The organism is Rheinheimera metallidurans, from assembly GCF_036983985.1.
Lineage (GTDB): Bacteria > Pseudomonadota > Gammaproteobacteria > Enterobacterales > Alteromonadaceae > Alishewanella > Alishewanella metallidurans.
The window spans coordinates 92,272-104,361 of record NZ_JALAHQ010000004.1 but is presented as its reverse complement, the minus strand read 5'-3'; the positions used below and the strand labels follow the sequence as shown (position 1 = coordinate 104,361).

The following is a 12,090-nucleotide window of genomic DNA, read 5'->3' as shown; positions in this document are numbered from 1 at the left end:
ATGAGTGCAGTAGTGACAGATCACGAGCATGAGCATCATGACCATCGACCCAGTGGCATAAAGCGCTGGTTATATACCACAAACCATAAAGACATCGGCACCATGTACTTAGTATTTGCGCTGATTATGTTTTTTATCGGTGGCAGTATGGCAATGGTGATCCGCGCTGAATTGTTTCAGCCAGGGTTGCAGTTTGTAGAGCCGAATTTCTTTAATCAAATGACCACCGTGCATGGTTTAATTATGGTGTTTGGTGCGGTTATGCCCGCTTTTACTGGCCTAGCCAACTGGATGATCCCTATTATGATTGGCGCGCCAGATATGGCATTGCCACGGATGAATAACTGGAGCTTCTGGATTTTACCCTTTGCCTTTTTAATTCTACTTGGTTCGTTATTTATGCCAGGTGGCGGGCCAAACTTTGGTTGGACTTTTTACGCTCCACTATCTACCAAATTTAGTGGTGACAGCACCGCGTTGTTTGTGTTCTCAGTACATATTATGGGTATATCGTCCATTATGGGCGCCATAAACGTAATTGTTACTATCTTCAATATGCGTGCGCCCGGCATGACCTGGATGAAAATGCCAATGTTCGTCTGGACTTGGTTAATTACCGCATTCTTGCTAATTATGGTGATGCCAGTGTTAGCAGGTGCAGTAACTATGGTGCTGACTGATAAGTACTTCGCTACCAGCTTTTTTGACGCGGCAGGTGGTGGTGACCCTGTGCTATTTCAGCATATCTTTTGGTTTTTTGGTCACCCTGAAGTGTACATCATGATTTTACCGGCCTTTGGTATTGTTTCTAGCATAGTACCAACCTTTGCGCGTAAGCGGCTATTTGGCTATTCATCAATGGTTTATGCCACCGCCAGTATTGGCTTATTGTCATTTTTGGTTTGGGCGCACCATATGTTTACTACCGGTATGCCGGTGTTTGCTGAATTGTTCTTTATGTACTGCACCATGCTAATTTCGGTGCCAACTGGGGTAAAAGTATTCAACTGGGTTGCCACCATGTGGCGTGGTGCCATGACCTTTGAAGTACCTATGATGTTTGCGCTCGCCTTCGTGGTGTTGTTTACCATCGGCGGTTTTTCGGGATTAATGTTAGCGATTACACCTGCTGACTTTCAGTACCATGACACCTACTTTGTGGTAGCGCACTTTCACTATGTACTGGTAACAGGCGCCGTGTTTTCCATAATTGCCGCCGCTTACTACTGGTTGCCGAAATGGACCGGCTATATGTACGACGAAAAGCTAGGGCAGTGGCATTTTTGGTGCTCACTTATTTCAGTTAACTTACTGTTCTTTCCTATGCATTTTGTTGGCTTAGCCGGCATGCCTCGCCGAATTCCAGACTACGCACTGCAGTTTGCCGACTTTAACGCACTTATTAGCGTTGGTGGTTTCTTGTTTGGCGCATCGCAACTGATTTTTGTCTGGGTATTAGTGAAATGTGCTCGTGGTGGACAAAAAGCAACGGCACGGGTGTGGGAAGGCGCGGAAGGTTTGGAGTGGGAGATACCCTCACCGGCACCGTACCATACTTTTGATACACCGCCAGAGATTAAGTAGGAGCAACGTATGGCACTGAAGCACGCACCATTAACACTAAAACTGGCCATTGTTGCCTTGGGCATGTTTGGTTTTGGCTTCGCTTTGGTGCCGTTATACGACGTATTTTGTGATCTTACCGGTATTAACGGCAAAACCGCGACCACGGCGGCAACAGCTGAGGCTGCGGTGGTTGATCTTAGCCGCGAAATTGTCATTGAGTTTATTGCACGGCCGAATAAGCAAATGCCATGGCTGTTTAAGCCCGAAGTTACGCGGATGAAAGTGCACCCCGGTGAAATTCATATTATGAATTACTTAGCAGAGAACCCAACCCAAAGGTTGATTATCGGCCAAGCCGTACCGTCGGTTTCGCCAGGTCAGGCCGCGTTATATTTTCACAAAATAGAATGCTTCTGCTTTACCCAACAACACTTAGCTGGTGGTGAAAACATGTTGATGCCATTACAGTTTTATATCGACCCAGCACTGCCTAGTCAATTTTCGACTATTACGTTGTCGTACACTTTGTATGATGTCACTAGTGCTTGGGAAGGCACAGCGGCATCAGCACAATTAGGGGAATAACATGAATAAAACCTATGAAAAATATTATGTTCCCGCGCAAAGCCCTTGGCCGATAGTCGGCGCCGTGGCCTTATTTTTAATCGCAGTGGGTGCTGGAAACTTTGTCAACGAGGTAACTAAACAACAGCCGGGTTTTGGTGGCTACATGCTTACTGCCGGCTTTGCTGTATTAATACTAATGCTGTTTGGTTGGTTTAAAAACATTATCGATGAGTCGATGAGTGGCTTATATAGCGATCAAATGGACCGTTCGTTTCGCTATGGCATGAGCTGGTTTATTATGTCAGAAGTGATGTTTTTTATGGCGTTTTTTGGTGCTTTATTTTACGGTCGAGTTATCGCACTGAACTGGCTAAGTGGTGGCAGCAATAATGCCATGACCTTTGAGTTACTATGGCCAGAGTTTGAAGCGATGTGGCCGTTGTTAAAAACGCCAGGCGGCACTGAAACTCAAGCGATGCCGGCATTTGGTTTGCCGCTAATTAATACGGCAATACTGGTTATATCGTCTGTTACGTTGCACTTTGCGCATGTTGCACTGGAGCAAAGTAAACGCGGCACGCTAAAGCTGATGATGTTTGTCACTATCGTATTGGGTATTACCTTTCTTAGTTTACAAGTATATGAATATATTCATGCTTATACTGACTTAGGTCTAACCTTAGCTTCAGGTTTTTACGGTAGCACCTTTTTCTTACTGACTGGTTTCCATGGCATGCACGTTACGCTGGGCACAATTATCTTAATTTTTGTGTTTTTGCGGATATTAAAAGGACACTTTACGCCAGAAAAGCATTTTGCCTTTCGCGCCGGTGCTTGGTATTGGCACTTTGTTGATGTGGTGTGGTTGTGTTTGTATGTGTTTGTTTATGTACTGTGACGTTTAGTATGGTCTGGGGTTGGGCTCTATCAGCCCCATAGCCTGCGCAATAAAAAGTAACAACAACAAAAGGGCAGAAAACACGACTCGCCAACCAATAAAACGCGACATTTTAACATTGGGCTGATCCTGTTTAAGCATGGCCAGTCCAGCACGAACTAAATTAATAATAATAAAAAGTAGTAGCGCGATGATAATTAATTTAATCAACATAGGTTACAAACTCCAACGTGGTTGTCATGCAAGTTAAGCTGGCAAATCATTGCTTTACGCTTAATCCGCTGTGGTCTGGTCTCACTTTGACCGCTTTTGTTATTTTAATCAACCTGAGCTTGTGGCAGCTAAATCGCGCTGAAGAAAAAACCCAGCAGCTAGCAAGGTTGGCCGTGCTACAAACAGCAGGTGCACTGTCGCCATCACAACTTGAAACTATTAATAGTGCCGACCGAGATGGTATTCCGGTACAAGGATCAGTGCGTTGGCTAGCGCCAGCAATTTGGCTGCTAGATAACCAAATTGTTGATGGGCGGGTAGGTTACGACGTAATTATTCCGGTACAAGCGGATGGTTTAGCCCAACCTTTATTAGTTAATTTAGGTTGGCTGGCAGCAACAGCACAGCGTGATGAGTTCCCCCAACTGACGATCCGGCCGGAATTTACGCTATCGGCTTTGTTACGAACCAAAGTAGATGGCCTAATGCTGCTTGGCCAAAATGCAGAACAAACCGGCAGCTGGCCAATGCGTATTCAACAAGTTAATTATGAAGAGCTGTCTGCGATGAGCCATTTGTCGTTATATCCGGCGCTGTTATATCAGCAAAATAATACCGATTTTATACCGCATTATAAGCCGGTGGTATTACTACCAGAAAAGCACCGGGGTTATGCACTGCAATGGTTTTTGTTGGCAGTTGTCGTGCTGGGCGTGGCTCTAGCCGCTAGTCATCAAGGAAAAGCAAAACATGAATAAAAACAAATTTTTGCTATTATTTTTACTCTGTTGTGGCTTGCCATTATTAGCCGCTAAGGTGGTATTGGCAATGGGCTGGTATAACGGTGGCGCCTCTAGTAATGGGCAGTGGCAGCAGTCTGATGTGTTTTTGCTTGACGCCACCAAGGATCAAGCGCATTGGCGCTTGGCCGTTACATCAAAAGCGCAGTGCAACGAACATTGCTTGCAGGCACTATTTACATTAAAGCAGCTTTATATTGGTTTAGGCCGTAAGCAAGACCAAGTTCAGCCAGTGCTAATTAGCCAACAAGCTGTACCTGACGACTACGCGATGTTTGTATTAAGTGCGCCACGCCAAGCTGTACCTGCCGCACTTGAACAGCGTATTTTATTGATCGACCAACAAGGCTTGGTGCTACTTAGCTACCCGATGCCAGAGGCGGAGAGTGAAATGGCACTAACAGCCAAGGCCATTCGAAAAGACTTACTTAAATTACTTAATTACGACCGGACTAGCGCATGAGAACACAACAATGGCTGGCAGGTATCGCTATTTTTCTTACTATGGGTGTTATTTTATTAGGTGCATACACTCGGCTTACCGATGCGGGTTTAGGTTGCCCCGACTGGCCAGGTTGTTATGGTTTTTTAAAAGTCCCAGAGCTGCAGCATCATATTACTGCGGCTGAGCAGGCATTTCCTGAGCGACCGGTGGTAGCACATAAAGCTTGGAACGAAATGGTGCATCGTTATTTTGCTGGTAGCTTAGGTTTGCTGATCGCTGCTATTTTTTTCAGCAGTATATTTAGCAAGCATAGCGGCAAAGTAATACCCAGTGTGTTGCTGGCTTTGGTGGTGTTTCAAGCCGCGCTTGGCATGTGGACAGTTACGTTAAACCTGTTGCCATTAGTGGTGATGGGGCATTTATTGGGCGGCTTTAGTATTTTAAGCTTACTTGCCGTGCATTGGCTAAAATTGCATCCAGAATATCGCGTGTTTGAACCTGAGCTAATATCCCTACAGCCCTTTGCTTTGCTAGTAATAGCGATATTAATTTGCCAAATCGCTTTAGGTGGGTGGACTGCAGCAAACTACGCGGCTTTGGCTTGCATAGAGCTACCGGTATGTGAGCAAGGCTGGTTGCAACGCCTAAATGTCAGTGAAGCTTTTTCGTTACACCTTGGCCATGACGATTACGAATACGGTGTGATGTCAGCTGAAGCCCGGCAAACCGTGCATGTGTTTCACCGCTTTGGCGCAGTAATAACCTTGTTAGTGCTGGCCAGCTTTTTGCTACAGGTATGGCGTCGAGCGACAAGCAGCACTTTAAAACGCCTGACCTTAGCCGCAGCGCTATTATTGCTGCTACAGTTTAGTTTAGGTGTGTTGAACGTGGTATTGCATTTACCACTAGCTAACGCTGTAGCGCACAACTTTGTTGCGGCAAACCTGTTAATGCTGCTGGTGCTAATTTATATGCAATTGCGCCATAGTAATACCAACGTAGGCAAGGAGACACTATGACTGCAGTACTAAAAGCAAGAGCCGCCAATAACCGGCTACGTGACTATTTAGAAATAACTAAGCCTAAAGTTGTAGCGCTACTGGTATTAACCGCGTGGGTAGGCATGATGCTAGCCGTGCCTGGTTTACCTAGTGTGCAAACATTGTTTTTTGCTACCTTAGGCATAGGTTTGCTGTCGGCGGCGGCGGCCGCTATTAATCATGTGGTAGACCAGCGTATTGATGCCCAGATGGCGCGTACTTATAGCCGGCCAGTGGCAAAAGGGCGCATTAGTACTACTCAAGCAACCAGTTTTGCAATAGGTTTGGCGGTTGCTGGTTTTGTTGTGCTGTATGTTGTGGTTAATGCGTTAACTGCGTGGTTAACCCTAGCCAGCCTATTTGGTTATGCCGTGGTTTACACCATGTTTTTAAAGCGAGCTACACCACAAAATATTGTTATCGGTGGTTTGGCTGGCGCAATGCCACCATTATTAGGCTGGACTGCTGTGACCGGCGAAATTCATGGCCACGCATTATTGCTGGTGATGATAATTTTTGCTTGGACGCCTCCGCACTTCTGGGCTTTGGCTATTCATCGACGCGACGACTATGCCAAAGTAAATATGCCAATGTTACCGGTAACCCATGGTATCGACTTTACTAAAAGTGTGATTTGTCTTTATACCGTTATCTTATTCTTGGTATGTTTAATGCCATATTTAGTCGGTATGAGTGGTGCAATTTATCTAGTCGGCAGCGCTCTGCTAAATTTCCGCTTTATGCAATACGCATGGAAATTGAAGTTTAATGCTGATACCGGCACCGCAATGGCGACATTTAAGTTTTCAATTGTGCATCTAATGGTACTATTTCTGCTGTTGTTAGTTGACCATTACTTTAAGGTGTCACCGATCTATGTTTCGTAACCTAACTTACGTTTTATTATCAGCTGCAGCGCTGGTTGTTGGTGTTATGTTGTACCAGCTGTCGCAGATGAATAACGAACCCAAGCTAGCATTAGTTTATCCGCAACCTAGGGCTTTAGCCGACTTTAATTTAACCGATCAGCATGGTGAGTTGGTTAATCGTGAGCGATTATACGGCCAGTGGACACTGGCTTTTGTTGGTTACACTTCCTGCCCCGATATTTGTCCGCTTACATTGGCAAAGCTTGCTGGTGCGCAACCAGAATTAGCGACTTTAGTAAAGCAGCCTTTAAAAATATGGTTTATTTCTGTTGATCCAAAACGTGATAATACTGAGCAGCTTAATCGTTATGTTAATTACTTTGACCAATCAAACGTACTAGGCATGACGGCAGGGCATGATCAGTTGTTTCCTTTTGTGCGTCAGTTAGGGCTTATGTATGCACTTAGTAGCACTACTGCAGAAGATTACTTGGTTGACCACAGTGCATCGGTTGCGCTTATTAACCCGCAGGGCCAGTTAGTGGCAATGTTTAAACCGCCAATGCAACAGGGCGAATTGCCGGTTATTAATGTTGAGCAGTTGCGGGCTGATTTCCCTCTGGTGTTAAACAAGCTTAACGCTAATTAAGCCAAGGTTGAGAGTACCAGTAGTAATAGCCCGGTTTACTTAATGCTGGCGCCGTGCAGTTATACCTGCTGCGGCCTTTTGCTAAGGTTTTTGTTGCGGTAACACTAAAGGTATTATCATTTAACCAGCTTGGTTTCATTAATTCACTACCGGAAAAACACTGCAATTGCTGTGGTTTAAAGTCTGCAGTATTCAAAGTAACAGTCAGTGTGGGCGGGTTTTGCTTATTAACTGGGTTAACGCCATGATAGTCGCTAATATGAAAAGGTAGCGTGCGTAGTTTCTGGCTAAGGTTAGTTAGCTCGGCGTACTGGCCTGCCGCTGGGTAGCGCGGAATACTGCTTAGTGTCGTATTATTACCAATTGCGCCAGAGTGTTGACCAATACCAATAAAACCAAGATCTAATACTAGTTTTTCCAATTCAGCACTGTATTCGCCGTAAGGATAAGCCAACCATTGATGACGTTGCCCGGTGTGCAGTTCAATGCTTGCTTCTGCACTTAAAATGCTTTGCTTCATTCGGTCAAGCCACTGTGCTTGGCTTTCGCCAGCGTCTGGTTTTGCCATATGTTCATGCCACATAGCGTGGTTGGCTACGAGTACGCCATCATCAGACATTTGCTTTACTTGTTGCCAGTTTAATAGCGGGCCATCACCCTTGTCGATGCTGCCAGGACTAATAAAAATGGTGTACGGGTAACCAAACTCTTGCAGTATTGGGTGTGCAGTGGTGAAGTTGTTCTCATAACTATCGTCAAACGTAATAACCACGGCATTATCGGCAATAGGCTGGTTGTTTTTCAATTGACTGATAAGTGTATCTAAGGCGACAACCTGAAACTGATTGTCTTTTAAGTGCTGTAGATGCTGGCGTAGCTCGGTTGGCGTAACGCTAGTAACTCGCGGCGTATCGGTAGCAACATGGTGATAAATTAACATTACAGCCGCCTGTGCCGGCAACAAGGTTAATAGCAACAAAGGCAGAATGAAACGTAGCATCACAACCTCAATATAACAAAAACCAGCTATTTATTATCCGTAAATAGCTGGCTCTTTTTAGTCAGGGTTACCGTTCGGCTTAGTAGTAAGAGTGCTCACCGCGTTCGTGTTCGGTAACGTCTTTTACGGCCGTTAGCTCACCAACAAAGCGATTGAGCAATTCTTTTTCAATGCCTTCTTTTAGTGTTAAATCAACTTGAGCACAGCCGTTACAACCACCACCAAACTGCAATACCGCAACACCTTCTGGTGTCAGCTCCATTACAGATACACGGCCACCGTGGTTGGCTAGTTGTGGATTTATTTCACTATCGATAACGTATTGCACGCGCTCCATTAATGAGGCGTTGTCACTCACCTTGCGTACTTTGGCGTTCGGCGCTTTTAATGTAAGCTGAGAACCCATTTGATCGGTAACAAAGTCAATTTCCGCGTCAATTAAAAATGGTTTACTTTCGCTATCTACTACCGCATTAAACCCGTTAAAGTTTAAGGTTAAATCAGCTTCTTCCACTGCGTCTGGTGGGCAGTAAGATACGCCGCACTCCGCTTGGGCCGTGCCTGGGTTAACAACAAACACCCGAATATTGGTGCCAGCTGCTTGCTTAGATAACAGCTTGGCAAAATGCTCTTGTGCCTGTTCAGAAATCATAATCATAAGAGTACCTGACTAAATTACTAGGTTAATGGCTATGATACTCCTCCTGTTTCGGTGATGCCAGCCCCGCTTGAGTTTTGCGTCTGTTCTCGCTAATTTAGCCGCAGCTTAGAGGATATCAATTATGAAAAGTTACACCTTATTAGCGCTACTTGCGCTTAGTGCTTACAGTGTTGCAGATACTAAATATGTGCCCAGTGTTGAAAATTCAACCCTGCCATCACCAAACCAAGTGTTGGGCTATAACGTTGGCGACTGGCATGTGCGCCATGATCAAATTCAGCGTTATGCCGAGCAGCTTGCTGCCGCGTCAAAGCGAGTGCAGTTTGAAACTATTGGTTATACCCACGAACAGCGGCCGTTACTGCAGTTGATTATTTCTTCAGAACGAAATTTACAGCGTTTAGAGCAAATTCGTAAACAGCATATTGATGCGGCACGCGGCGGCGAAGAAACCGCAGCCGATGCGCCGGTTATTATTTGGTTGGGTTATAGCATTCATGGTAACGAACCTAGTGGTGCTAATTCTTCGTTATTAGTCGCCCAATATTTAGCTGCGGCACAAAATGATGAGGTGCGTAATTGGCTAGATAATGCCGTTATTATTCTTAACCCGAGTTTAAACCCCGATGGTCTTGACCGCTTTGCGCATTGGGCAAATATGCACAAAGGTGCAGCTGCAGTTGCCGACACCCAGCATCGCGAACATAATGAGCCGTGGCCAAGTGGTCGCGCAAATCATTACTGGTTTGACTTAAACCGTGACTGGTTGTTATTGCAACATCCTGAAAGTCGTGCTCGCATTACGCAGTATCAAAAATGGTTGCCAAATATCGTTGCCGATTACCATGAAATGGGTACTAACAGCACGTTTTTCTTTCAGCCGGGTATTCCTAGCCGCAATTATCCGCTAACGCCAAAACGTAATTTTACGCTAACTCAGGAGCTGGCTAAATTTCATGCGGCAGCCTTTGATCAAGCTAAACAGCTGTATTTTACCGAAGAAAGTTTTGATGATTTTTATGTCGGCAAAGGCTCAACTTACCCCGATGTTCAAGGTAGTGTAGGAATTTTGTTTGAGCAAGCAAGTAGCCGCGGCCATGCACAAGACTCAATTAATGGTTTATTGAACTTTAGCGACACCATTCAAAACCAACTGACAGCGTCTTTATCTACCATTCGCGGTGCGGTAGCTAAACGAGCGGATTTATTGTCATACCAGCACGATTTTTATAAGTCGGCTGCTAGCCAGGCAAAAAGCAGTAAAAACAAAGGTTACATACTGACCGAAACGGCTGATAAAAGCCGTATGGCATCGCTGTTAGAGTTGTTGCAGCGCCATAATGTAGAAATTTATCAACTAAGCCGCGACTGGCAAGAAGGTGATATTACCTATAGCGCTGGCAACAGCTACTATATTCCGTTGCAACAGCCGCAGTACCGGTTAATAAAGGCCATGTTTAGCACCGAGAAAAGCTTTAACGATAATACGTTTTATGACGTATCGGCTTGGACATTACCTTATGCCTTTAATATTCAGTTTGCTGCAGTTAACCGTGAACCTGCTAAAGCACAATTAAGTGCGTCGTGGCAGCTTAATGCTGAAAAAAGCAAGCCATTAACCGCCGGTGCTTATGCTTATGCCTTTAACTGGCAAGATCAACAGGCGCCGTTATTGCTGCAAGCGTTATTAGCAGAAAAACTGGTAGTGCGTGCCGCAATGGCCGATTTTGCCGCGACTAGCAATGATAGTGAAATAAACCTAAAAGCTGGCGCCATGGTGTTGGCTGCGGGTTTACAAACAGAGTCAGATTGGTTTGCGCGGTTACAAAAAGTACAACAGCGGTTTGCGCTACCTATTTATGCTATTCGCACTGGCTTAACGGCTAAAGGCAGTGATTTAGGCAGTAGCCAGTTTGTTCCAGTGACTATGCCTACCGTACTATTGCTGGCGGGAAATGATGTTAACTCGATTGAGGCGGGTGAAACCTGGTACAACTTAGAGCGACTAGCGGGCATTTCACCATCCTTAGCCGAACCGGAAAAGCTAAGATCTTTAGACTTGAGCCGTTATAGCCATATTGTGTTACCGGATGGCAATTATAATCAATGGCAAGACAAAGAAATAAACCAGCTAAAAATTTGGACCGAGCGTGGTGGTGTGCTGTGGGGCCATAAGCGCGGCGCAGCTTGGTTGGCAAAAGTAGGTTTATTGCAAGCTGGTGTGTGGCAAGGTGATGAAATGACAGGTTTAATACCGCGTAATGATCTTAGCTACCAAGATAAAGAGTTACTCGCGGGTAAACAGCGTATTGCTGGAGCAATTTATCAGGCTGAACTAGATTTAAGTCACCCACTTACGTTTGGTTTAACCCGCAATACGCTGCCGGTATTTAAAAATGGCACTATGTTATTACAACCTAGCGACACGCCGTTTGTTAACGTAGCTTTATACAGCAGTGCCCCGCAATTAGCCGGCTATACCGCAGCAGAATATGTGCCGCGCATTAGCCAAAGTGCAGTAATGTTGGCACATAATCTTGGTAAAGGCCGAGTAATAGCGATGAGTGATAACCCGGTATTTCGCGGTTACTTTTATGGTTCAAGCCGGTTGTTAGTTAATGCGATGTACCTAGGCACAGCGTTTAGTGCGTCAGCGCGTTAGGGCGCCAGCGTTACGGCTACGGTCCATAAGCTGATATGTTCTGCGCCATGGCGGCGCAGAATTTTACATAGTTCATTGGCAGTAGCTCCTGTAGTTATTACATCATCAACCAGCGCAATGCGCGCTGGTATCACTGAATTAGGCAGCAGCACAAAGGCATTGCGTAAATTTCGCTGGCGCTGCTTGCGGTCTAAACCTACTTGCGCTTGTTGACGTTTTGGCCGTGTAAGCAACGGTAAAAGTGGAATGTGTAATTGTGCCGCCGCGGCCTGAGCCAAAACCTGTGCTGGATTAAAACCCCGTTTGCGCTGCTTACTGGCGTGCATAGGCACAAACATTATCGCTTCCGGTAAGGTATTATTATGTTGTTGGTACTGCCTCATTAGCGCAGTAAATTGCTGTTGTAATAAATCACCCGCCGCATAGTCTTGACCAAATTTCCAACGCTGCAGCCAATGCTGGTAAGGTTGTTGATAATAACCAACACTAAGCAAAGCATTAAAACCGGGTTTTGCTAAACCGCGCGCTACACTGGGTAACCACAGTAAATTATAATGGCATAGCTGATAAGGCAATTCTGGCAAGGCGTGTTGGCAGGCGTTGCATAGCTGGCGCTTAAAATGCTGAACCGGTAAACTGCACCACAAACAAGGTGTCGGCAACAGCCAATGCCAGATTTTTTGCAGCCAAACAATAAAATGGTGCAATAAATTAAGTCCT

General features: G+C 45.3%; 13 protein-coding genes. 9 read left to right on the top strand and 4 right to left on the bottom strand.

Going from position 1 to position 12,090, the window contains the following annotated elements:
- The 3 genes from ctaD to MN199_RS12345 are packed head-to-tail and all read left to right on the top strand — an operon-like array spanning position 1 to position 3,031.
- The gene (gene ctaD, locus MN199_RS12355) at positions 1–1,584 is read left to right on the top strand and encodes a cytochrome c oxidase subunit I (protein ID WP_132580925.1); all 1,584 of its coding nucleotides are present in this window, start codon (positions 1–3) and stop codon (positions 1,582–1,584) included.
- Positions 1,585–1,593: 9 nt separating this feature from the next.
- A complete protein-coding gene (locus MN199_RS12350; RefSeq protein WP_335739624.1) occupies positions 1,594–2,151 on the top strand; it encodes a cytochrome c oxidase assembly protein in 558 nt (185 codons plus the stop codon).
- 1 nt (position 2,152) lies between these two features.
- Entirely contained in the window at positions 2,153–3,031 is an 879-nt protein-coding gene (locus MN199_RS12345; RefSeq protein WP_335739623.1) for a cytochrome c oxidase subunit 3, read from the top strand.
- A 3-nt stretch (positions 3,032–3,034) separates the two neighbouring features.
- Here the strand turns inward: MN199_RS12345 and MN199_RS12340 are convergent, their stop codons facing one another.
- Positions 3,035–3,244, bottom strand: a complete 210-nt coding sequence (locus MN199_RS12340; protein WP_132580931.1) for a DUF2909 family protein — start codon at positions 3,242–3,244, stop codon at positions 3,035–3,037.
- 26 nt (positions 3,245–3,270) lie between these two features.
- Here MN199_RS12340 and MN199_RS12335 point away from each other — a divergent pair, with 26 nt between their 5' ends.
- The 5 genes from MN199_RS12335 to MN199_RS12315 are packed head-to-tail and all read left to right on the top strand — an operon-like array spanning position 3,271 to position 7,047.
- Positions 3,271–4,002, top strand: coding sequence for an SURF1 family protein (locus tag MN199_RS12335; protein ID WP_132580933.1), 732 nt, complete (start codon positions 3,271–3,273; stop codon positions 4,000–4,002).
- The gene (locus tag MN199_RS12330) at positions 3,995–4,507 is read left to right on the top strand and encodes a hypothetical protein (RefSeq protein WP_132580935.1); all 513 of its coding nucleotides are present in this window, start codon (positions 3,995–3,997) and stop codon (positions 4,505–4,507) included. Before MN199_RS12335 ends, MN199_RS12330 begins: the two co-directional genes overlap by 8 nt.
- The gene (locus MN199_RS12325) at positions 4,504–5,508 is read left to right on the top strand and encodes a COX15/CtaA family protein (protein ID WP_335739622.1); all 1,005 of its coding nucleotides are present in this window, start codon (positions 4,504–4,506) and stop codon (positions 5,506–5,508) included. Before MN199_RS12330 ends, MN199_RS12325 begins: the two co-directional genes overlap by 4 nt.
- Complete coding sequence (gene cyoE / locus MN199_RS12320) at positions 5,505–6,416, top strand: heme o synthase (RefSeq protein WP_132580939.1); 912 nt, start codon at positions 5,505–5,507, stop codon at positions 6,414–6,416. Before MN199_RS12325 ends, cyoE begins: the two co-directional genes overlap by 4 nt.
- Positions 6,406–7,047 (top strand): SCO family protein, encoded by a 642-nt coding sequence (locus MN199_RS12315; protein WP_132580941.1) that lies wholly within the window; start codon positions 6,406–6,408, stop codon positions 7,045–7,047. The genes cyoE and MN199_RS12315 overlap by 11 nt, the downstream gene beginning before the upstream one ends.
- On the opposite strand, the gene MN199_RS12310 is transcribed toward MN199_RS12315, so the two are convergent.
- Both MN199_RS12310 and nfuA read right to left on the bottom strand, forming a co-directional pair.
- On the bottom strand, positions 7,040–8,047 hold the full coding sequence (locus MN199_RS12310; protein ID WP_335739621.1) for a polysaccharide deacetylase family protein: 1,008 nt from the start codon (positions 8,045–8,047) through the stop codon (positions 7,040–7,042). The two genes, MN199_RS12315 and MN199_RS12310, sit on opposite strands and share 8 nt — an antisense overlap.
- 79 nt (positions 8,048–8,126) lie before the next feature.
- Positions 8,127–8,705 carry a Fe-S biogenesis protein NfuA gene (gene nfuA, locus MN199_RS12305; protein ID WP_132580945.1) on the bottom strand — a complete coding sequence of 193 codons (579 nt, stop codon included), beginning with the start codon at positions 8,703–8,705 and terminating at the stop codon, positions 8,127–8,129.
- Positions 8,706–8,829: 124 nt separating this feature from the next.
- Between nfuA and MN199_RS12300 the strand changes: the two genes are divergently transcribed.
- Positions 8,830–11,370, top strand: coding sequence for a M14 metallopeptidase family protein (locus tag MN199_RS12300; RefSeq protein ID WP_335739620.1), 2,541 nt, complete (start codon positions 8,830–8,832; stop codon positions 11,368–11,370).
- Here MN199_RS12300 and MN199_RS12295 read toward each other — a convergent pair.
- Entirely contained in the window at positions 11,367–12,077 is a 711-nt protein-coding gene (locus tag MN199_RS12295) for a ComF family protein (protein ID WP_335739619.1), read from the bottom strand. The two genes, MN199_RS12300 and MN199_RS12295, sit on opposite strands and share 4 nt — an antisense overlap.
- Positions 12,078–12,090: the final 13 nt, after the last annotated feature.

What these genes read in the sequence shown, in the direction of transcription:
- ctaD (WP_132580925.1), top strand. Translation starts at nt 1, where the DNA reads ATGAGTGCAGTAGTGACAGATCACGAGCATGAGCATCATGACCATCGA.
- MN199_RS12350 (WP_335739624.1), top strand. Translation starts at nt 1,594, where the DNA reads ATGGCACTGAAGCACGCACCATTAACACTAAAACTGGCCATTGTTGCC.
- MN199_RS12345 (WP_335739623.1), top strand. Translation starts at nt 2,153, where the DNA reads ATGAATAAAACCTATGAAAAATATTATGTTCCCGCGCAAAGCCCTTGG.
- MN199_RS12340 (WP_132580931.1), bottom strand. Translation starts at nt 3,244, where the DNA reads ATGTTGATTAAATTAATTATCATCGCGCTACTACTTTTTATTATTATT.
- MN199_RS12335 (WP_132580933.1), top strand. Translation starts at nt 3,271, where the DNA reads ATGCAAGTTAAGCTGGCAAATCATTGCTTTACGCTTAATCCGCTGTGG.
- MN199_RS12330 (WP_132580935.1), top strand. Translation starts at nt 3,995, where the DNA reads ATGAATAAAAACAAATTTTTGCTATTATTTTTACTCTGTTGTGGCTTG.
- MN199_RS12325 (WP_335739622.1), top strand. Translation starts at nt 4,504, where the DNA reads ATGAGAACACAACAATGGCTGGCAGGTATCGCTATTTTTCTTACTATG.
- cyoE (WP_132580939.1), top strand. Translation starts at nt 5,505, where the DNA reads ATGACTGCAGTACTAAAAGCAAGAGCCGCCAATAACCGGCTACGTGAC.
- MN199_RS12315 (WP_132580941.1), top strand. Translation starts at nt 6,406, where the DNA reads ATGTTTCGTAACCTAACTTACGTTTTATTATCAGCTGCAGCGCTGGTT.
- MN199_RS12310 (WP_335739621.1), bottom strand. Translation starts at nt 8,047, where the DNA reads ATGCTACGTTTCATTCTGCCTTTGTTGCTATTAACCTTGTTGCCGGCA.
- nfuA (WP_132580945.1), bottom strand. Translation starts at nt 8,705, where the DNA reads ATGATTATGATTTCTGAACAGGCACAAGAGCATTTTGCCAAGCTGTTA.
- MN199_RS12300 (WP_335739620.1), top strand. Translation starts at nt 8,830, where the DNA reads ATGAAAAGTTACACCTTATTAGCGCTACTTGCGCTTAGTGCTTACAGT.